This is a genomic window from Paenibacillus montanisoli, from assembly GCF_003268025.1.
GTDB classification, from domain to species: Bacteria; Bacillota; Bacilli; order Paenibacillales; family Paenibacillaceae; genus Paenibacillus_Z; species Paenibacillus_Z montanisoli.
Map to the genome: position 1 here is coordinate 159,440 of NZ_QLUW01000001.1, position 20,431 is coordinate 179,870.

The following is a 20,431-nucleotide window of genomic DNA, read 5'->3' on the forward strand; positions in this document are numbered from 1 at the left end:
AGAGAGGAGGAGAAGCTAGTGCTTGAAGAGTTGAAAGTTGATTTCACGATGAAACGCGGCCTGGAAATGATCGTCGATCTGGCATCAGGCATTTCGAGAGAAAGGCTCGATCCGATCGAAACTCAAATGCTGCAAAACCAGCGGATTCCAAGGCTGCTTCCGGTGGAATGGACCGACATCGACGGCAGCATTACATTTCGATATCCGATTAATGGCAAACGCATGCTGATGCATCGTCTCCAAACCCAGCAGCTGAAAATGGTCGAGTTTTATGCACTGCTGCTAGCTATCGTCGAAACCTTGGATGATTGCAGGCATTACATGCTCCGCGAGGATTGTTTTCTGCTGCATGAGCAGTACATATTCGTCGGAGAGAACTGGGAAGACACGGGACTTGCATATGTGCCGCTTCAAGATACAAAGCTCGTTGCTTCTGCAGGAGAAGCGGTGCTTGCAATGGCTGTACGATGGGTCGGGGCAATTGCGGAGCCAGACGGGAGCGGCATGCAGCAAGTATTTCAGGACCTCCGCGGTGAGTACGTCGCATGGGGGAAACTAAGGCGGACATTGCTCGGATTGCTCGGAGCTGAATATCGGGAGTCCAACCCTGAGTCAACCGAAGCAGGTAAAAATCAGCCTGTATCTGCCGTACGACCGGCTTGGCCTGAAATTCCAGCCGTGCCGGCTTCCTTGAGGACAGCGACTCCGTCATCTGCATCGTCTGCTGCAGTCGCTCCATTATCGCCAGCGCCTGTAAGAGCGGCAGCTGCCAGTCATGTTTCGCCTATAGCGTTCACAAGCTCAGCCGCTTTCGAAGGGAGCGCTGCCGCCGGCAGCGGTGCACGCGATGAGCTTGAACTTCCATTGACCGAGCTGCCAGATCAATCTGAGGGGGCTTCGAAGCGAAGCTGGATGATTGCATCAGGGAGTCTATTAAGTATCGCAGCCATCTGGCGCTTTCTCTACCTGCCTGTACCGTCACGAAACAATCTTTTCTTATGCTCTGGACTGACTTTGATGGCCGCTGCGGCAGCGCTGATCGTAAACAGGCGGCTCCAAGGCAGCCGCGATCAAGAAGGGAACACGGAATGGAGCGAACGGCGGTCAAGCTCAAACGATGGTGACGGCTTCATACCGGACTCCATTCCGCTCCGGTCTGGGAACCGGAGATTCGCGGATGCGATGAGACAACATGAGGAGGCAGCCGAGTCCTATGCACATCGTGAGATAGGGCCGATTAACGGAAGTTCAATTCACGCTATCGGCGGATTGCAGAGGAATACGTTCGAGCATGCTGCAAGTGACGATGCGACTGTACTGCTTGGACAAGATGCTACACAGCTTCCAGACAGCGATCCAAGCAAGCAGATGCTGCCGTGGCTTGAGCGTCTGGCAGAAGGTCGTGAGGCAGAGAAAGTGAGGCTGGAACAGAGCCGGTGTCTAATCGGGCGAGCGAGTGAAGGGGTTGATTTTGTGGATATGTCTTCCGGCATTTCGAGAGCTCATCTGGAGCTGTCGGCCAGCAGCGACTGTTGGTTTGCTAAGGACATGGGCTCGCGAAACGGCACCACGCTTAACGGAACGGAGATGGTTCCCTACAAGGCCTATTCGTTAACGGACAGTGACATCCTGCAGCTGGCAGGCGAGCAAGGACCGAAGTATGTATTTCGGGCCGGAAATGCAAAGCCCTCCAAGCCTGCTCTGCGAACAGGTTGAAGGGCAGTTTCATTCAGTGCAGCTCGGCGCTCTTAACGGCTCGGCTTATTTTTTCCGGCCCAGCAGTTGACTCATCGTTTCCTGTACCGTCGGATAGCGGAACTCGAAGCCAAGCTCTAAAGATTTGCGGGGCACGGCTCTGCTGCCTTCCAGGAGCAGGAAGGATAACTCTCCCAGCAGCGTTTTCAGGAGGAAGCCAGGCACCGGGAACCAGTGCGGCCTTCCCATCGCTTTGCCGATAGCCCGTCCAAATTGATCGTTCGTTACCGGCTCAGGCGCACAGGCGTTTACGGCACCTTTCACCTCCGGATTATCGAGGCAGAACAAGATGAGGCGAATCATATCGTCTTCATGGATCCAAGGGATCCATTGCTTTCCGTTGCCGATGCGCCCGCCGGCCATCAGCTTATAGGGCAGCAGCATTTTCGGGAAGGCGCCGCCCTGCATGCCAAGCACCAGACCGATCCGCAACTTCACGAGCCGGTTTACCTCAATGCGGTTAGCAGCGGCTTCCCATTTCTCCACGACGGAGGAGAGGAAATCGGTTGTCACCGCAGGGCTCCACTCATCGCTTACGACAGAGCCGTCCGTTCCGTAAATCGAGATGCCCGATGCATTTACGACGACGGAAGGCTTGCGACTCAAGGCTTGGACCACCTTCGCGATCGAGCGGGCGGCATTTAGTCGTGATTGCAGAATGGCGGATTTGCCTTCCTTCGTCCAGCGGCGGTTGATGGATTCGCCCGCCAGGTTGACGATCGCGTTGACCCCTTCCAGTAAGGAAGGCGACTCGGCAAGCTGGGACCACGTGACGAAATGCAGCTTCGTCTTCTTGTTCTGCTTATTCTCGAATCGGGATACGACCCATACCTCGTTTCCGCGGTTCAGCAGCGCCTGCACAAGCAATTTCCCGACATATCCTGTTCCTCCGGTTACCGCCACTTTCATGTCACGACCTCCTCTAGCTCCAAGCACCCGTTTTCCTCCATCATACAGCAAAAGCCGCCCAAGCGGGCGGCTTATTTGTTCAGCAAGTGCGTATACGCGGAGTAATCGATCTGTTCTTTCTCGAGAAACGTAACCAAACTGCGGTAATCCCGCTTTGGCGTCGCGCGGATATAACCCTCAATGCAATGGCTGCGCGATACTTCCGTTGCCCCGCCTTCAACCGCAACCTGCGCGATCTTAGCGGCAATTGAGTGCCGTGCGATGTCGCGGAATGCGTTCGGCACCGGCGATACCAGCTTGTCGAGAAACTGCTTGGAATCCTCGGGCCACATGCCGCGGCTGCGATCCACCCAGTAATTTTGCCAATCCAGCTTTGATTTGCCGTCCCGCATCGGGAGTACTTTAAGAAATTTACGAAACATAAAATAACCGCCAACCGCCATAAAGCCAATCATGACAAATGCCCAGAACATGATAAAATACATGAACCAATCCGGAGCCATCGTACCTCACCTCAACCAACTCAGTTATGCCTTAGTCCATATCGTGCACAACAAATTGCTTCTATTATAAGCCATGCCATCGTTCGCCCGCAACCGAGCAGGCAGTTTTTGGCCGCGGCCGATTGCTCGCGAACCTAGATTTATTTCGTCATTCCTTGTAAAATAGGAAGGACAAGCGTTTGCGAGGATCCTGGTCGTAGAATCGGCCTTAGACCCGCAACGAAAGGAGCGAATGAATCCATGTTAAAAATCGGATCCCATGTTTCTTTTTCCGATAAAGGTCTGTTGACTGCAACGAATGAGGCCGTATCTTACGGTTCAAGCACATTCATGATCTACACCGGCGCACCGCAGAATACACGGCGTAAACCGATTGAAGATTTATATATTCCAGACGGCAAAGTAGCGATGGGCGATGCGGGGATTGACGAAATCGTCGTCCATGCTCCATATATCGTTAACCTCGGCTCATACAAAGACGATACGTTCGAGCTGGCTGTCCGCTTCCTGCAGGAAGAAATCCGCCGTACGGATGCGATCGGCGTACGCAATATCGTTCTGCACCCGGGCGCCTATACGGATAAGGATGCCGAATACGGCATTGCCCGCATCGCTGAAGGCCTGAACGAAGTGCTGAACGGCACGAAAGAAACGAACGTCAACATCGCGCTGGAAACGATGGCGGGCAAAGGCACCGAAATCGGCCGAAGCTTTGACGAAATTGCATCCATCATCGATAAAGTCAGTGCGAACGACCGCCTGACGGTTTGCATGGATACCTGCCACATGCACGATGCCGGCTACGATATCGTCGATGACATCGACGGCGTTTTGACTGAATTCGACCGCATCGTCGGCCTGAACCGCGTTGCCGTCGTTCATATCAATGACAGCAAGAACCCGCGCGGCGCGGGCAAAGACCGTCACGCTCCGATCGGCGCAGGTTGGATCGGCCATGATGCAATCCGCAATATCGTGCATCACGAAGCGCTCAAAGGGCGTCCGTTTATTTTGGAAACGCCATGGATCGGACAAGAGGACAAGACGCAGCGTCCGATGTACGAGGCGGAAATCGCCTTGCTGCGCGGCGACGCGCATGCGCGCTTCGGCGGCGAATTTTTGGAGGATGTGGAGCGTCTGCATCATTTCTTCAATAAACAGGATATCAGCCACCGCGACTACGTGCTGGCGGTATGGGATGTACTGAAGAACGACGCGAAAGCGAAGAAAGCCGATCCGCGCGAGCCGATGGATCGTTTGTACGACCTCGTAGCCGAGCACCGCATTTTGCCGGAGCTTTCGGAAGAGGACATCAATAAGCGGATTACGGCTTGGTTCGCCGGCAAAACGCTGCTTGTTAATGCTTAAGCTGTCCTATAGCAAGCTCGCATAGACCGCTATTCTACTTGTTGACGGAAGGAAGACTTCATTATTATGCAAAACATCTATCAGCCCGGACAATCCACTCAGCGGCCGGATAAGCGCAATCGTGCGCGTATGCTAATTTCCTGTCCGGACCGCCCGGGTATCGTTGCGGCCGTATCGCATTTCTTGTATGAGCATGGCGCGAATATCGTGCAGTCCGATCAATATTCCATGGATCCGGGCGGCGGCATGTTCTTTATCCGTTTCGAATTCGATCTCAAAGACCTGGACACCGAGCTGCCGGTGCTCCAGGAAGATTTTGCACGCGTGGCGGACCGCTTCGAAATGAAGTGGCACACGTTCCGCGCGAGCCGCAAGAAGCGTCTGGCCATCTTCGTTTCCAAAGAAGACCACTGTCTGCTGGAGCTGCTGTGGCAGTGGCAGGCGGGCGACCTGGAAGCGGATATCGCCATGGTCATCAGCAATCATCCGGACATGAGAACGCTCGTGGAATCGTTCGGCATCCCGTATCACCACATTCCGGTAACATCGGATACGAAGGCGGAGGCCGAGAAGAAGCAGCTTGAAATCGTGGCGGACAAAGCGGATATCATCGTTCTTGCGCGTTATATGCAAATCATTTCGCCGAGGTTCATCGAGCAATTCCCGAACCGGATTATTAATATCCATCATTCCTTCTTGCCGGCCTTCGTGGGCGGGAAGCCGTATGCTCAAGCGTACACCCGCGGGGTCAAAATTATCGGCGCTACCGCGCACTATGTCACCGAGGAGCTTGACGGCGGACCGATAATCGAGCAAGACGTGCAGCGCGTCAGCCACCGCGACGATGTCGATAACCTCAAGCGCATCGGACGTACCATTGAGCGTGTCGTGCTTGCGCGCGCCGTGAAATGGCATGTCGAGGACCGGATTCTCGTGCATAAAAATAAAACCGTCGTATTTAATTAATTTGCTGAAATACGCACTCGAACATTGGCGCGCCCGCCTGGAAATTTCCGGTAGGCGCGCCTTTTATATTTCACTGGAAAGCATTATGCTGCACCGCCAAAAGGACTGCGACAATAGTATCGCTTTATGTCGATTTTTTTAGTGCGCTAACGCATTAAGGATGGAAAAGGAGGAGTGGTAGTGGTACAATGTTTCAAAGCCAGTGCGGGCATACCGCCATTTTCATCATAAAGAGAGAGTTTTACCCGTTTTTCACGATGTTAGCCTATTCGGATTTAGGAGGAGTTTACGTAATGACAGTCACACAAAAGTCCATCGATCAGCTTTCCATCGATACGATTCGCACGCTTGCGATCGATTCGATTGAGAAAGCGAATTCCGGTCACCCAGGCATGCCTATGGGGGCTGCGCCGATGGGATATCAATTGTTCGCGAAAACAATGAAGCACAACCCGACCAACCCAACTTGGATCAACCGCGACCGTTTCGTGCTTTCCGCGGGTCACGGCTCCATGCTGCTTTATAGCCTGCTGCACTTGTCCGGCTATGATCTGCCGATCGAAGAGCTGCAGAACTTCCGCCAATGGGGCTCCAAAACACCGGGTCATCCGGAGTTCGGCCACACTGCCGGCGTAGATGCGACAACCGGTCCGCTTGGCCAAGGGATTGCAATGGCTGTAGGTATGGCTATGGCTGAAGCTCACCTCGGCGCGACTTACAATAAACAAGATCTGAACGTGATCGACCACTATACATTCGCGGTTTGCGGCGACGGCGACCTGATGGAAGGCGTTGCAAGCGAAGCGGCTTCGCTCGCTGCTCACCTGAAGCTCGGCAAGCTTGTCGTGCTGTATGATTCCAATGATATCTCGCTTGACGGCGAGCTGAACCTTTCGTTCTCCGAGAACGTGCAAGGCCGCTTCGAAGCATATGGCTGGCAAGTGCTGCGCGTAGAAGACGGCAACGACCTGAACGCGCTTGCGAAAGCGGTAGCGGCTGGACAAGCCGAGACAAGCAAGCCGACGCTCATCGAAGTGAAAACGACGATCGGCTACGGAAGCCCGAACAAAGGCGGCAAAGGCGGCCATCTTGGTACGCACGGCAGCCCGCTCGGCGCTGAAGAGACGATTCTGACGAAGCAATTCTACGAGTGGCAGCACGAGTCCTTCCACGTTCCTGCAGAAGTGCGTTCTCACTTCGCGGAAGTGAAGGCAAACGGCGAGAAAGCAAACGCGGCATGGGATGAAATGTTCGCTGCCTATAAAGCGGCTCACCCTGAGCTGGCTGCGCAATTCGAAACAGCGATCAGCGGCGAACTGCCTGAAGGCTGGGATAAAGATCTTCCTGCGTACTCGCCTGCGGACAAAGCGCTTTCGACGCGCGTCGCTTCCGGTAACGCACTGAACGGTCTTGCGAAGAACGTTCCGAACCTGATCGGCGGCTCCGCTGATCTGGAGAGCTCCACGATGACTCACCTGAAAGGCTTGCCAGTCTTCAAGCCGGGCAGCTACGAAGGCCGCAACGTTTACTTCGGCGTACGCGAATTCGCAATGGCTGCCGCAATCAACGGCATGAGCCTGCACGGCGGCGTGAAAGCATTCGGCGCAACCTTCTTCGTATTCACCGATTACCTGCGTCCGGCAGTCCGTTTGTCCGCGCTGATGAAACAGCCGGTTGTGTACGTGCTGACGCATGACAGTATCGCCGTAGGCGAAGACGGCCCGACTCACGAGCCGATCGAGCAATTGGCTTCCCTGCGCATCATACCGCAGCTGACGGTACTGCGTCCTGCAGACGCGAATGAAACGTCGGCGGCATGGGCTTATGCGATTTCCAAAGCCGATCAGCCGATTGCGCTTGTTCTGACACGCCAAAATCTGCCGGTCCTCGAAGGCACGAACGAGCAAGCTCGCGCAGGCATCGAGAAGGGCGCTTACGTCGTCTCGGATGCGGCGAACGGCCAGCCTCAAGCACAGCTGATCGCAACTGGTTCCGAAGTGCAGTTGGCGGTAGCGGCCCAGAAGGCTCTTGCTGCTGAAGGCATTCATGTCCGCGTGATCAGCATGCCAAGCTTCGACCTGTTCGAGCGTCAACCGAAGGCTTACAAAGATTCCGTCATCCTGCCGGAAGTTAAAGCCCGCCTTGCCATCGAAATGGCTTCCCCGTTCGGCTGGGAGCGTTATGTGGGTGATAACGGCGCAGTACTCGGCATCGACACGTTCGGCGCTTCGGCTAAAGGCGACCGCGTAATCGCGGAATACGGCTTTACCGTCGAGAACGTGGTAAGCAAAGTTAAAGGCCTGCTGTAATTTAAACGAGCATACCGTTTGCAGGGCTGAATCGCCGTGAAGGGCAACCGACCATTCGCGGCTTGCGGCCCTGCTTTCTATTATGAATCCAAGCCTATATCGCAAAGGAGCAATCGGACTATGTCGCAATTCGAAAATGTTTCAGTCGTCACCAAAGCTAATGTGTACTTCGATGGTAAAGTTACAAGCCGTACCGTGCTATTCGCGGACGGAACGAAGAAAACACTCGGCATCATGATGCCGGGCGAGTATGAATTCGGCACGGATGCGAAAGAGATCATGGAAATCCAAGCAGGCGATCTGAAAGTGCTGCTCCCAGGAGATTCCGAATGGATCAGCATCTCAGGCGAAGGCGAATTTACCGTTCCGGCCAATGCGAAGTTCAAGCTGCAGGTTGCAACGGTAACCGATTATATCTGTTCTTATATTCAAGAATAATCCGATTAAAGATAAAAAAGCTGCCCCGTTCCCGCATTGGCTTCCTGCCAATCGAATCGGAGCAGCTTTTTTGATGATTCGGCGGTTATTTGGGCAGCCGTTAGTCTACGGCCGCAACGCTATCTTCAACGCTGCTGTGGTTCGTGATGCGCTTATTGATCCACTGCTCGTAGCCTTGCGCAAGCGCGGAGAGATCAAGCTCGCCAAGTCCCATCGCATCGCCGACTTGATACAAGCTCTTCACCGCCTCGAGAATCGGCGTAGGCGTCTTGAGCTCATCGGATAGCGATGAGGCCAGGCGCAGGTCCTTAAGCATAAGCGCTAGCGAGAATTGGACGCTGAAATCGCGGTCGAGCAGCTTAGGCGCTTTGAGCTCGGCCATTTTGCTGGCGGCGCCGCCAGCTTGGACAAGCTCGAGAAACGACTTGGCGTCGATTCCGCCGCTTGCGGCAATGGCCATCCCTTCGATCAGGGCGGCAACGTTGATGCCGACGATCGTGTTATGAGCCAGCTTCGCGGTGGAGCCGCTGCCGCCAGGGCCCATCGGAATGACCTTGCGGCCCATGGTATGCAAGACGTCTTGTACTTTACGAATAACCTCGAGATCGCCGCCTACCATGAATACGAGGGAGCCGCTTTCGGCAGCCGGCTTGCTTCCGGTAACGGGAGCATCGAGGAAGGCCCCGGATTTCGCCGATATGTCCGCGTGGAGCTGGCGAGCCAATGCCGGAGAAATCGTGCTGCTGTCGATTACAATCGTACCAGGCGCGATCGCGCCAATCAGGCCGTTGTCGCCGTAATAGACTTCGCGGATCGAGTCGTCGTTGCTGATCATCGTAATGATTAACTCCGAAGCACGGGCGACAGCCGCCGGCGAAGCGGCTGCATTTGCGCCTAGCTCAAGAAGCTTGTCCGCTTTGCCCGGTGTGCGGTTGAATACGGTAACAGAATATCCTTTGCGCAGCAAGTTCGCTGCCATTGGCTCGCCCATTACGCCAAGCCCGATAAATCCGATTTTGAACATGGTTCGTCATCTCCTTGTAGCCGAATAAGGTATGTTTTTATCTTATCATAAAATTTACCTCAGCAGTATTGGCCGTCCGAATCCCTTGTTTTTACATGGCAAATCCATTATCCTTATCCTAATGTGAACAGGATAATATGTGGGAGGTTCGTAATAATGAGCAAAGCAGTACAGTTTGACTATAGCAAAGCACTGGCTTTCATCGGCCAGCACGAAATCGACAATTTGGCGTCGCAGGTTCGCGCCGCGCATGATCAGCTGCGCGAAGGTACGGGCGCAGGTTCTGATTACCTTGGTTGGATCGAACTGCCGACGAATTATGATAAAGAAGAGTTCTCCCGCATTCAGAAAGCAGCTGCGAAAATTCAGTCGGATTCCGAGGTGCTGGTAGTTATCGGCATCGGCGGCTCCTACCTAGGTGCACGCGCTGCAATCGAAATGCTATCGCATTCGTTCTACAACCTGCTGCCGAAGGAACAGCGCAATACGCCGCAGGTACTGTTCGCCGGCAACAATATCAGTTCCACATACGTAACGCATTTGCTTCAATTGCTTGAAGGCCGCGACTGGTCCATCAACGTCATCTCGAAATCCGGCACGACGACCGAGCCTGCGATTGCGTTCCGCGTCTTCCGCGAAGCGTTGGAGGCGAAATACGGCAAAGCTGAAGCGCGCAAACGCATCTACGCGACAACGGACCGCGCGAAGGGCGCTCTGAAGAAGCTGGCGACGGAAGAAGGCTACGAGTCCTTCATTATTCCGGACGACGTAGGCGGACGCTATTCGGTGCTGACAGCGGTAGGCTTGCTGCCGATTGCCGCCGCAGGCATTAGCATCGAAGAGATGATGAAGGGCGCCGCGGACGCGCAGCAAGCGTACAGCAGCCCGGAATTGGCGGAGAACGAGGCCTATCAATACGCAGCGGCCCGTAATGCGCTTTACCGCAAGGGCAAAGTAACGGAAATTCTCGTCAACTACGAGCCGGCGCTTCATTTCGTATCGGAGTGGTGGAAGCAGCTGTACGGCGAGAGCGAAGGCAAAGACTTTAAAGGGATTTTCCCGGCTGCGGTGGATTTCTCCACGGATCTTCACTCGATGGGCCAATTTATTCAAGAAGGCAACCGCAACATTTTCGAAACGGTTATCCAAGTAAAGAACGTTGCCGAGCAAATCAAGATCGGCCATGATGCGGGCGATCTGGACGGGCTGAACTTCCTCACAGGCAAAACGATGGATTTCGTCAATAAAAAAGCGTTTGAAGGCACCCTGCTTGCGCATACGGACGGCCAGGTGCCGAACTTCGTTGTCAATATCGCGGACATGACGCCGTACACCTTCGGTTACTTGGTGTACTTCTTCGAAATCGCGTGCGGCATCAGCGGCTACATGCTGGGCGTTAATCCGTTCGACCAACCAGGCGTAGAGGCGTACAAGAAGAATATGTTCGCGCTGCTTGGCAAACCGGGCTACGAGAAAGAGAAGGCTGAGCTGGAAGCTCGCCTGTAAGCCCCGGCGACATGCTGCCAAGGTACAAGACGCTGCGCCAGCAGGCCAGCAAGGAGATCGTCATCAAGAAGTCGCGCTTCATCGGCTACGGCAAGCCGGTATCGACGGAAGCGGAAGCGATCGCGTTCATCGAGGAGCTGAAGAAGCTGCATTGGAACGCGTCCCACAATTGCTCCGCCTACGTCATCGGCGAGCGGGACGAGTGCCAGAAGCAGTCGGATGACGGAGAGCCGAGCGGCACGGCCGGGAAGCCGATTCTTGAAGTCATCAAGCATCAGGGGCTCAAGAACGTCGTTATCGTCGTTACCCGTTATTTTGGCGGCATTATGCTCGGCGCCGGCGGGCTGATCCGCGCGTATACCGATGGCGCGGTTGCGGCCATTGAAGCGGCGGAGCCGATCGCGAACGTCCTGCATCGCGAAGTGATCGTCGATGTCGACTACACATGGTACGGCAAGCTTGAAAATGAGTTCCATGCCCGGAACGTCAGAATCGGCGGGACCGAATTTACGGACCGCGTCGTCATCACCTGCCTGCCGGAAGCGGCGGAGGCGGAGCGCTTCAGCGCTTGGATCACCGATGTGACGCAAGGCCAGGCCAAGCTAACGCTAGGCGAAGAGAAGTATTATATCGAGGGCGAATAATACCTTTATAGAAGCTCCCCGCAATTTCAGTTGCAGGGGAGCTTTTTTTGTATCGAAGCCCGTCATAAATGAGAGAAAAGCGCAAATATTAGGATTGACGTGACATGCTGCTGTCTGCTACATTTAATACCAAGTAGTTTGATGGGAATTAACAAATTCCGCTCCAACGAAACGATTCCTCAAGGAAAGTGTCAGGAGGTAAGACAGCTTGAATATCATCTTGCGCAACCGGTTGTGGAGCTTTGGCTTCCGCAGCACCATAATGCTCTATTTCATCTTGCTTATAGTCTTGCCTATTATCGGAATCTATTCGCAGTCTTTCACGCTCGGCTGGACGCCTTTCTGGGAGAGCGTTACGGATCCGCTGGCCTGGAAGGCCGTACTGTTAACCGTCAAACTGTCTGTAATCGCGGCGCTCGTTAACGTGGTGCTGGGGACCATGATCGGATGGGTCTTAATCCGCTACCGGTTTCCGGGGCGAAGACTTTTAAATAGCTTGGTAGACTTGCCTTTCGCGCTGCCGACCGCTGTCGGCGGCTTGATGATCCTGCTGCTGCTCGGCCCGAACAGCTTTGCCGGCGGTCTCGCCGAGAAGCTGGGCTTTGAAATCGTTTTTCATGAACCCGCCATTATCGTGGCGATGGTGTTCGTAACGTTCCCGTTCGTCATTCGCGGCGTACAGCCGCTGCTGGAAGAGCTGGACAAATCGGAAGAAGAAGCTTCGTACACGCTCGGCGCATCGAAGGCGAGAACCTTCTTCCAAGTGATTTTCCCCTCGATGCTGCCAGGCATTCTGAGCGGGGCCATGCTGGCCTTCTCCCGCGCGCTTGCCGAATTCGGCGCCGTCGTACTGGTAGCGGGCAACATTCCGGGGAAAACGCTAATCGCTTCTGTTTATATTTTCGGAGAGATTGAAAGTGATAACGCGCAAGGCGCCGCGGCCGTTTCCGTACTGCTGCTGACGCTGTCGTTTCTCATTCTGTGGGCTGTCAACCTCGTCCAATCGAGGAGGCATGGCAAATGAGAAGACTTTGGATCACGCTGACCTACGTTGTATTTCTGATTCTATTGATTGCACCGCTCGTGAAAATTTTTACCGGCTCCTGGGGAGACGGCTGGAGCGGCTTTATCGAGGCGCTGACGCGCAAGCAATCGCTGCATGCGCTGATGATGACGGGCATTATCGTCGTGGTCGTGACGCTGCTGAACACGCTCTTCGGCGTCATGCTCGCGCTTTATTTGGTACGGGGCACTTGGCTTAGCAACCGGGTCAAAGGGCTGATGAACAGCATCGTCGACCTGCCGTTCGCGGTTTCGCCGGTCATCGGCGGTCTCATGATCGTCCTGATTCTTGGTCCGAACTCGGTCATCGGCACGTTCTTTGAAGATGTCGGCTTTAAAGTGGTGTATGCTCTGCCTGGAATGATTCTGGCCACGCTATTCGTAACATTCCCTCTTATGGTGCGCGAGGTGATGCCGGTACTGCAGGAAATCGGCTCTCAGCAGGAAGAAGCGGCTTCGACGCTTGGCGCTTACTCCTGGTACACCTTCTGGAAAGTCACGTGGCCGTCCATCCGCTGGGGCGTCATTTACGGGGTCGTCTTGACCGTCGCAAGATCGCTCGGGGAATTCGGCGCGGTATTGGTCGTTTCAGGCAATATTATGAATAAGACGCAAACGGCGACAACGCTCGTTTATCAGGATGTCGAGAATTTCAACGTAATCGCGGCAAGCAGCGTAGCGCTGGTGCTGGCGGCCTTCTCCGTGGGCTTGCTGCTGCTCATGGAATGGGCGAAGAAGAGAAAGGAAGTGCATTAAACGATGCATATCGAGGTGCGCGGTTTAAATAAACAGTTTGGTGATTTTCATGCGGTGCGCGACGTAAGCTTCGAAATCGGCAAGGGCCAGCTGATCGGCTTGCTTGGTCCGAGCGGCGGCGGCAAAACGTCGATCCTCCGCATGCTGGCGGGGCTGGAGACGCCATCGTCCGGCGATATTATTTTCCACGGCAAGCGGGTTAACGACCTGCCGCCGCAGGAGCGCGGCATCGGCTTCGTGTTTCAGAACTATGCGCTGTTCAAGCATATGACCGTGTTTGATAACGTCGCTTTCGGCTTGAAGGTGAAGAAGGTCGCAAAGGATGTCATCCGCGAGCGCGTCATGTCGCTGGTTGAACTGACCGGGTTAAAAGGCTTCGAGCACCGGTACCCGCATCAGCTCTCCGGCGGTCAAAGGCAGCGCGTCGCTTTCGCCAGGGCGCTTGCTCCGGAGCCGCAGCTGCTCCTCCTGGATGAGCCGTTCGCGGCGATCGACGCGAAGATCCGTACCGAGCTTCGGACATGGCTGAAAGACATGATCGAACGTCTTGGCATTACCTCGATCTTCGTGACGCATGACCAGGATGAAGCGATCGAAGTGGCGGACGAAATTATGATCATCAACAAAGGCCGCCTAGAGCAGAAAGGGACGCCTTGGGATATTTATAAGAGCCCGCAAACACAATTCGTGGCCAGCTTTATCGGCGAATCGACGATCGTGGATCAGGTGGAGCAGTTGAAGGGCTTCGAGGAAGCGAAGAGCTGGCCGGGAACGAAAGCGCTCATCCGCCCGGAATATATCGAAATCGGCAAGCGACACGAGTTTCGGCTTGCATCCGCAACGGTGCCGGGCAAAGTAAAGCATCTGCATTTCCGCGGCAGCGAGTGGATGGTGGAGGTTGTCGTCGGCGATATCAAGCTCATTACGTACCGGTCGCTGGAGAAGGATGTGCTGCAGCCGGGCGAAGACATCAGCGTTCTCATTCACCGCGCGTACCTGTTCAATGACAACGACACGTGGATTATGGAGAACAAGCTGAAAGTTGATCCGATGCCGATGCATATTTAACTAACTTGCCTAATAGAAAGCGTTGTGTGCATATATGAAATCGATCCTATCTAAAGGCTGGCGTGTCGCCGCGGCGGCGATCATGGCATCCGCGCTGCTTATCACTTCCGCTTGCGGTAATGGCGGCAATTCCGGTACGGGAGAAAACGGAGGCGATCGGCCTGCAGCTGCCGCTAAAGGCGAACTTACGCTGGTTATCGGCGCCTATTCCGTAGCGAAGGACGCTTTCGATATCCTGTTGCCGAAGTTCGCGTCGAAGTGGAAGGCGGAGACGGGACAGACGATCGTGTTTCAAGAATCGTATGAAGCGTCCGGCACCCAAGCGAGGGCAATCGCAGGCGGCTTCGAGGCGGATATTGCGGCGCTGGCCATGGAGAGCGATATCGAAAAGATTGAGAAGGCGGGCTTCATCACGAGCGACTGGCGCAAGGTTGGCAGCGGCGGCATGATTACGCGCTCGATCGCGGTTATGGGTACAAGGGAAGGGAATCCGAAGGGCATTCGCGATTGGTCAGATCTTACCCGCGAAGGCATCAAGGTGCTGTATCCGAATCCGAAGACCTCCGGAGGCGCGCAGTGGGACATTAACGCGATGTACGGAGCAGGGCTCAAGGAGTCGGAGGCGAAGACGGGCAAGAAGGACCCGGCCTACGCCAAAGCGTTCCTTGAGCGCATTCACGAGAACGTGGAGTCGCTGGACAAGAGCGGACGCGCATCGATGGCGGCCTTCGAATATGGCGTCGGCGACGTCATCGTCACGTACGAGAACGAGCTGCTGGCGCGGATCAAGAAAGGCGTGAAGTATGAGATTGTCACACCGAAGTCGACGATCCTCATTGAGAATCCGGCTGCGATCGTCGATGTCAATGTCGACAAGCACGGCACGCGCAAGGCGGCGGAGGCGCTGCTTGCTTACTTGTTCAGCGAGGAAGCGCAGCGGATATTTGCCGAGAACGGCTTCCGTCCGGTGAACGAGAAGGTCATGGAAGAGTTCAAAGCCGACTTTAAGACGCCGGAGGACTTGTTCGACATCAGCTATCTTGGCGGCTGGGCGGAAGTGCGCAAGCTGCTGTACTCGCCGAAAGGCGTATGGTACCAAGTGCTGGCCGGTCTTTAGCGGTTAATGGTTCATAGGCATAGTAAAAGCTCCCTGGTATAGGGAGCTTTTTTATTATTGAATGAGGACCGAATCCTTTGAGTAGGTGACCGTTGCTTTTAACACCTTGGAGAAAAAGGACAGCGGCACATACAGCGTATTGTATTTGACGACGGGAGCTGCGCCGAGGCTAAGCGATTCTTTGTCAGCGCTATATGTGTCCTTGCCCGTCTGCAGGGTGATGCGCTGCGTCCCTTTATGAAGGCCAACCTGACCGTCTTTCCACTCCAGCCCGTAACCCAGTTTGGCCGAAACTTGGCGAAGCGGCGCCATGGCAATGCCGTCGCGGCCTACATAAAGTTTAACGCCTGTTAACGTTGTACCGTTAACGATGATGGAGAAGCTGGCGAGTTTTCCCGGTACCGGGGCCGTTTTCGATGGAAGGGCGACCGCAATTTCAGGCAATCCGACTGCGTAAGGCGCGATTTCATACTCTTGGAAAATGATAACGGCTTTGCCGTCCTTGAGATAGAAAGGCTGATTGTCCGCAATCGATTTGAAGGCATCCGGAAAATACAACTCTTCATGCGCGGTGATTTCCGCTTGAACCGCCTTATTGATGACGCTCTTATATCCCGCGCCGAACAGCTCCTTTAGCTTAATCGCCGATGCTTTTGCCTCATTGCGGACATTGTAAGCCTCCACGCGAGTGCTGCCGTGTGCGCCTCCCGTATAGAACCAGGTCATGACCTTGAACGAAAGCACATTGCCGTTCTTCGCGCTGCCGTCACCGATCAGCTTGTAATCAAGCTCCATCGAATAAGGCCGGAATTCATAGACGCCTTCCGCAGAAGCAGCATCGGCCTCCGCTTGTTTTTTCAGTGCTTCAAGCTCATTGGCTGCCCGTCTAGCGATGTTCGCATTCAGCGTGGCCTGGTAGGCCGCGTCTTGAAGTCCGCTAATGACGGGGATATGGAGCACGCCTTCGAACACGTCGGTTTTCTCGCTGATGGTCTTTGTGGTTACCTGCACACTGCTTGCCTGCTGTACTTCGGCGCTTATCGGGAAGATTTGGGTATTTCCGTCCGCATGGGCCAGAGGCGCTGAGAGCGAGAGCAATAGCATGCAAGCGGCTCCGGCCGCGGTGATCCGTTTCATCCGCTGTTTTCTTCTATACATGAAGGATCCCTCCATATTGTGGGCTACGCTACAGGCTTTAGTATAGGGGGATAGCCGTCGATAATCGTAACAAATCGGTAACGATGGGCATTAGGTACACTGCACGCAGCCCCTTCTGGAACATAATATTCCTTTATCCATTTCATCATTATGATTGATTTCTCTTATGATCTATTTGCCACGTATAATAAAAACCATGAAAAGGTTGAAGGTGGCGGACTGCTATGGCGATACAACAAACAACGATCAAGCCGCTTGCACCCTATGCGCCGGTGCTAAAGCCTGCCGGCGAAGGCCTGGCGGGCGGAATCGGATTTACATTTTTGCTGGCGGCAGCAGGTTATGGCTTGGCGCAGCTGCCGGGGCTTCATTTTGCAGGGCAGATGGCTTGCGCCATTCTGCTCGCGGTCATCTATCGGCATATTTGGGGATACCCGCAAGCGCTGCGCGCGGGGATCGCGTTTTCCGGCAAAACGCTGCTTCGGCTTGCGATCATCCTGTACGGGCTAAAACTCAATGTGCTGCAAGTGTTTCACGACGGACCGTCGCTGCTTGTGCGCGACTTCGCTGCCGCCTTATTCGCCCTCGGCTGCACCTTGCTGCTGGCCAAATGGATGAAGGCGGACCTGAAGCTGTCTCTGCTGCTCGGCATCGGCACCGCGATTTGCGGCGCCGCGGCCATCGCGGCCGTGTCGCCGATCCTCCGCAGCAAGGAAGAGAACACGGCCGTCAGCGTCGGGCTGATCGCGCTCGTGGGCACGCTGTTCGCGATTGGATACACATTGCTTCGGCCCGTGCTTTCTCTGACAGAGCTGCAATATGGCGTCTGGTCCGGGACGAGCCTGCATGAAATCGCGCATGTCGCGCTGGCGGCTGCCCCCGCTGGAGATGATGCGCTGGCTGCGGCGCTGCTCGCGAAGCTGGGCCGCGTATTCCTTCTGGTTCCGCTGAGTCTCGTGCTGATTCTGGTGCAGCATCGTTTCACTCGGCGGACAGCCGCAACCGGCGGGGAGCCGGATCGCAGCAGCAATAGTGCGAAAAAGCTGCAGCTTCCATGGTTTCTGCTTGGCTTCGCCGCGATGAGCGCGCTCGGCAGCAGCGCGGCCGGGCAATCGTTCCTGCATGCGGCGCCTGCCGCAATGAACGGAATAACGACCGTGACGACGTTTCTGCTCACGATGGCGATGGTCGCGCTGGGGCTGGGCGTCGATTTGCGCGGCAGCGGCAATGCGGTCGCGAAGCCGCTTGCGGCGATGCTGATCGCATCGGTATTGCTCGCGGCGGGCGTATATTTTACCGTCTAGTTGGCGTGCAAATTCTGGAAGACGGTCACGGTATCGGCTGGTATACTGACTGTGAGTGATATCGCAGAAAAGGAGAGCGATTGTGATCATGCCAATACGAACGGTGCTGTTTGATTTTGACGGTACGCTCGCAGATACGCTGCCTCTATCGTTCAAAGCGTTCAAAGCGATTTTTCTCCGTTACGATAACCGCAGCGTATCGGAAGAAGAAATTGTCGCCATGTTCGGTCCGACCGAGGATGACATCATTGCGCGGAATCTGCGGAATACCGAAGCTCGCGCGCAAGCCGTGCAAGATTATTACGAAATCTATGAAAACGGGCACTTCGAGGCGCAGCGGCAGAATAAGGAGATAACGGATCTGCTCCATGCCATAAAATCGCGAGGCATGAAGATCGGCGTCGTCACCGGCAAGAGCAGAAAAGCATTCGAGATTTCGTCGGCAGCCCTGCAGCTGTCCGTTTTTTGGGATGTCGCGATAACCGGCGATGACGTGGAGCGGCCTAAGCCGAATCCGGAAGGGATATGGAAGGCGCTGGAGCTGCTTCAGACCAGCAAGGAAGAGGCCGTGTTTCTAGGCGACAGCAACGCCGACATCAAGGCGGGGAAGGCGGCCGGTCTTCGCACTTACGGCGTTCAATGGCTGTCCACTTATCAGAGCGCCACGTTCGAGACGCCTCCGGACGGTATCTTTACCGGCGTTCGCGAGTTTCTGGAGCTGCTTGAGAAGCCATAAAAAAGAGCTGCGCCGCGACGGTCTAACAGGACCGTAAATCGGGCAGCTCTTTTGTTTCGCTGAGGTTTAGACCGTCTCGAGCACAAATTTCTCGATGACATGGCGTACGCCTTCATCATTGTTCGTCTTCGTCACGTATTGGGCGATGTCCTTCAGCTTCGGGACCGCATTGCCCATCGCTACGCCAAGGCCGGCCACCTCGATCATTTCGTGGTCGTTCCAGGAATCGCCAATGGCGATCACTTCTTCCATGGTGCAGCCGATATGCTTTGCCATAAAGGAGATGGCATGGCCCTTCGTGCCTTCTTTATGCGTCACTTCAAGGAAGTGAGGCTTCGACTTCGTAATATGCGTGTTAGCGCCAATGAGCGTTCTAAGCTCGGCAGCTACTTCATCCAAGCGCGCAGGCTCATCGATCATGAGCATTTTGGCGGTTGGACGCTTGATCAGCGATTTGAAATCCGGCTCCACGACGAACGGCAGATTCGCCAGCTTCGAGTAGTCTCGCGCATGCTGGTTATCTTCTCTGACATAAATGATGTCGTCGGTATACAGCTGCAGATGGATGTTATTTTCCTCGCAGTAGTTCATGAGCAGCTCCGCCGCATCCTGCGGAACGTAGCGTTCGTAAAGTACTTGCTCGTCGAGCAGCGTTTTGACGCTGGAGCCCTGGTACGTAATGATCGGAACGTTCAAGTCGATTTGGTCGGCAATCTTCTTCGCGGACGGGAACATGCGGCCGGTGGCCAGCGTGACGAACACGCCTTGCTCTATCGCCGCGGTGAGCGCCTCCTTCGTTCCCGGCGTTACCGTACACTCATCCGTCAGCAAGGTGTCGTCAATATCAATGGCGATCAATTTATACATAAGTTCTCTCCTGCTCCTTTGTCTCTCTATTGCGTGCGCATTTTCATTGATTGTAGCGGAAATCGGGGGTGGGAACAAGCAACTTGCAATACATTTACATGGAAAATTGCTGGCGGTAAGCGGTCGGCGTCATATTCTCGCTTTCTTGAAATCGCTTGTTGAAATAACTTGGATGCACATAGCCGGACAATCGCGCGATTTCATTCACGCTCAGCTCCTGACGCTCGATGAGCAGCTGCTTCGCGCGCTGGATGCGGCACATCGTCACAAACTCAAGCGGCGTCTGGCCAGCGGCGCGCCGAAACCACCGGCAAAAAGCAAACCGGTTCGTTCCCGCGCGTGCCGCCCACTCGTTAAGGTCGAACGGCTCGGCAGCGGCGGCCTGCATCTCCGGCAGCAGCTTCAGCATGCGCTCGATGGCGGGCGCGCCGGCATTAGGCGCGGAGATTGGCTCGGCTTGCTCGATGAATTCGGCGATGATGCCGTACATAAGCATGGAGACGCGGCTGGGATGAAGCATTTTGTGCCGGTCCATCTCCAGCAGCAGCTCATCGATCAGACTTTCCAGCACGGAGGCCGATCTTACCCGCCAGCCGGTCGAGCGGTGGAAGCCGCGCTCGGTCAAATCGGCGAGGACGCCGCTTCCGTAAAAATGCATCCATTTAATATCCCATGGCTGCTCCTTATCGGCGTAATAGACCTGTTTATCGCCCGGGAAATAAAGAAAGGCATCTCCGGCCTGAAGCTCATAGCGTTGCTGCTCTATCTCGATGTAGCCGGTGCCTGCTGTGACGAGATGCAGATTGAAGGCCTGAAGCATGCCCGCGGCGCGCCTCACATCGTGGCCATGGTGATGCTGATAATAGCCCGCGGACTCGGGAAAGCAATAGAATCGGTCCTTCCGAAGAAGCGGAAGCGTCAAATGCTGCAGCTGGGCCATC

The 20,431-nt window shown here is 55.0% G+C and carries 19 protein-coding genes; 13 read left to right on the forward strand and 6 right to left on the reverse strand.

Annotation, left to right across the window (positions count from 1 at the left end; translation table 11 throughout):
- Nucleotides 1-18: 18 nt before the first annotated feature.
- Nucleotides 19-1,716, forward strand: coding sequence for a DUF6382 domain-containing protein (locus tag DL346_RS00750; protein ID WP_112880086.1), 1,698 nt, complete (start codon nt 19-21; stop codon nt 1,714-1,716).
- A 45-nt stretch (nt 1,717-1,761) separates the two neighbouring features.
- On the opposite strand, the gene DL346_RS00755 is transcribed toward DL346_RS00750, so the two are convergent.
- Complete coding sequence (locus DL346_RS00755) at nt 1,762-2,664, reverse strand: TIGR01777 family oxidoreductase (protein ID WP_112880088.1); 903 nt, start codon at nt 2,662-2,664, stop codon at nt 1,762-1,764.
- A gap of 71 nt (nt 2,665-2,735) precedes the next feature.
- Entirely contained in the window at nt 2,736-3,167 is a 432-nt protein-coding gene (locus DL346_RS00760) for a DUF2621 family protein (protein ID WP_112880090.1), read from the reverse strand.
- A gap of 240 nt (nt 3,168-3,407) precedes the next feature.
- On the opposite strand from DL346_RS00760, the gene DL346_RS00765 reads away from it, so the two are divergent.
- The 4 genes from DL346_RS00765 (at nt 3,408) to ppnP (ending at nt 8,248) form a co-directional block, all read left to right on the forward strand.
- A complete protein-coding gene (locus DL346_RS00765) occupies nt 3,408-4,535 on the forward strand; it encodes a deoxyribonuclease IV (protein ID WP_112880092.1) in 1,128 nt (375 codons plus the stop codon).
- A gap of 66 nt (nt 4,536-4,601) precedes the next feature.
- On the forward strand, nt 4,602-5,501 hold the full coding sequence (gene purU / locus DL346_RS00770) for a formyltetrahydrofolate deformylase (protein WP_112880094.1): 900 nt from the start codon (nt 4,602-4,604) through the stop codon (nt 5,499-5,501).
- Nucleotides 5,502-5,794: 293 nt separating this feature from the next.
- Nucleotides 5,795-7,810, forward strand: coding sequence for a transketolase (gene tkt / locus DL346_RS00775; RefSeq protein WP_112880096.1), 2,016 nt, complete (start codon nt 5,795-5,797; stop codon nt 7,808-7,810).
- A gap of 120 nt (nt 7,811-7,930) precedes the next feature.
- Nucleotides 7,931-8,248, forward strand: a complete 318-nt coding sequence (ppnP, locus tag DL346_RS00780) for a pyrimidine/purine nucleoside phosphorylase (protein WP_112880098.1) — start codon at nt 7,931-7,933, stop codon at nt 8,246-8,248.
- Nucleotides 8,249-8,348: 100 nt separating this feature from the next.
- On the opposite strand, the gene DL346_RS00785 is transcribed toward ppnP, so the two are convergent.
- The gene (locus tag DL346_RS00785; RefSeq protein ID WP_112880100.1) at nt 8,349-9,272 is read right to left on the reverse strand and encodes an NAD(P)-dependent oxidoreductase; all 924 of its coding nucleotides are present in this window, start codon (nt 9,270-9,272) and stop codon (nt 8,349-8,351) included.
- A gap of 156 nt (nt 9,273-9,428) precedes the next feature.
- Here DL346_RS00785 and DL346_RS00790 point away from each other — a divergent pair, with 156 nt between their 5' ends.
- The 6 genes from DL346_RS00790 to DL346_RS00815 all read left to right on the forward strand — a co-directional run bounded on the left by DL346_RS00790 (nt 9,429) and on the right by DL346_RS00815 (nt 15,425).
- A complete protein-coding gene (locus DL346_RS00790) occupies nt 9,429-10,778 on the forward strand; it encodes a glucose-6-phosphate isomerase (protein WP_112880102.1) in 1,350 nt (449 codons plus the stop codon).
- Between the two features lie 11 nt (nt 10,779-10,789).
- A complete protein-coding gene (locus tag DL346_RS00795; RefSeq protein ID WP_112880104.1) occupies nt 10,790-11,422 on the forward strand; it encodes a YigZ family protein in 633 nt (210 codons plus the stop codon).
- Between the two features lie 208 nt (nt 11,423-11,630).
- The gene (cysT, locus tag DL346_RS00800; protein WP_112880106.1) at nt 11,631-12,446 is read left to right on the forward strand and encodes a sulfate ABC transporter permease subunit CysT; all 816 of its coding nucleotides are present in this window, start codon (nt 11,631-11,633) and stop codon (nt 12,444-12,446) included.
- Nucleotides 12,443-13,240, forward strand: coding sequence for a sulfate ABC transporter permease subunit (locus DL346_RS00805; protein ID WP_112880107.1), 798 nt, complete (start codon nt 12,443-12,445; stop codon nt 13,238-13,240). Before cysT ends, DL346_RS00805 begins: the two co-directional genes overlap by 4 nt.
- A gap of 3 nt (nt 13,241-13,243) precedes the next feature.
- Nucleotides 13,244-14,308: a sulfate/molybdate ABC transporter ATP-binding protein gene (locus DL346_RS00810; RefSeq protein ID WP_112880108.1), complete on the forward strand. Its 1,065-nt coding sequence runs from the start codon at nt 13,244-13,246 to the stop codon at nt 14,306-14,308.
- Nucleotides 14,309-14,342: 34 nt separating this feature from the next.
- Nucleotides 14,343-15,425, forward strand: coding sequence for a sulfate ABC transporter substrate-binding protein (locus DL346_RS00815; RefSeq protein ID WP_420849494.1), 1,083 nt, complete (start codon nt 14,343-14,345; stop codon nt 15,423-15,425).
- Between the two features lie 54 nt (nt 15,426-15,479).
- Here the strand turns inward: DL346_RS00815 and DL346_RS00820 are convergent, their stop codons facing one another.
- Nucleotides 15,480-16,583, reverse strand: coding sequence for a PdaC/SigV domain-containing protein (locus tag DL346_RS00820; RefSeq protein ID WP_165822321.1), 1,104 nt, complete (start codon nt 16,581-16,583; stop codon nt 15,480-15,482).
- Nucleotides 16,584-16,807: 224 nt separating this feature from the next.
- Between DL346_RS00820 and DL346_RS00825 the strand changes: the two genes are divergently transcribed.
- Both DL346_RS00825 and DL346_RS00830 read left to right on the forward strand, forming a co-directional pair.
- Entirely contained in the window at nt 16,808-17,887 is a 1,080-nt protein-coding gene (locus tag DL346_RS00825; RefSeq protein WP_112880110.1) for a YeiH family protein, read from the forward strand.
- A gap of 88 nt (nt 17,888-17,975) precedes the next feature.
- Entirely contained in the window at nt 17,976-18,623 is a 648-nt protein-coding gene (locus DL346_RS00830) for an HAD family hydrolase (RefSeq protein WP_112880111.1), read from the forward strand.
- Nucleotides 18,624-18,689: 66 nt separating this feature from the next.
- On the opposite strand, the gene DL346_RS00835 is transcribed toward DL346_RS00830, so the two are convergent.
- Nucleotides 18,690-19,490 (reverse strand): Cof-type HAD-IIB family hydrolase, encoded by an 801-nt coding sequence (locus DL346_RS00835; RefSeq protein WP_112880112.1) that lies wholly within the window; start codon nt 19,488-19,490, stop codon nt 18,690-18,692.
- 94 nt (nt 19,491-19,584) lie between these two features.
- Nucleotides 19,585-20,430: a helix-turn-helix transcriptional regulator gene (locus tag DL346_RS28735; RefSeq protein ID WP_165822322.1), complete on the reverse strand. Its 846-nt coding sequence runs from the start codon at nt 20,428-20,430 to the stop codon at nt 19,585-19,587.
- Between the last annotated feature and the right edge of the window lies 1 nt (nt 20,431).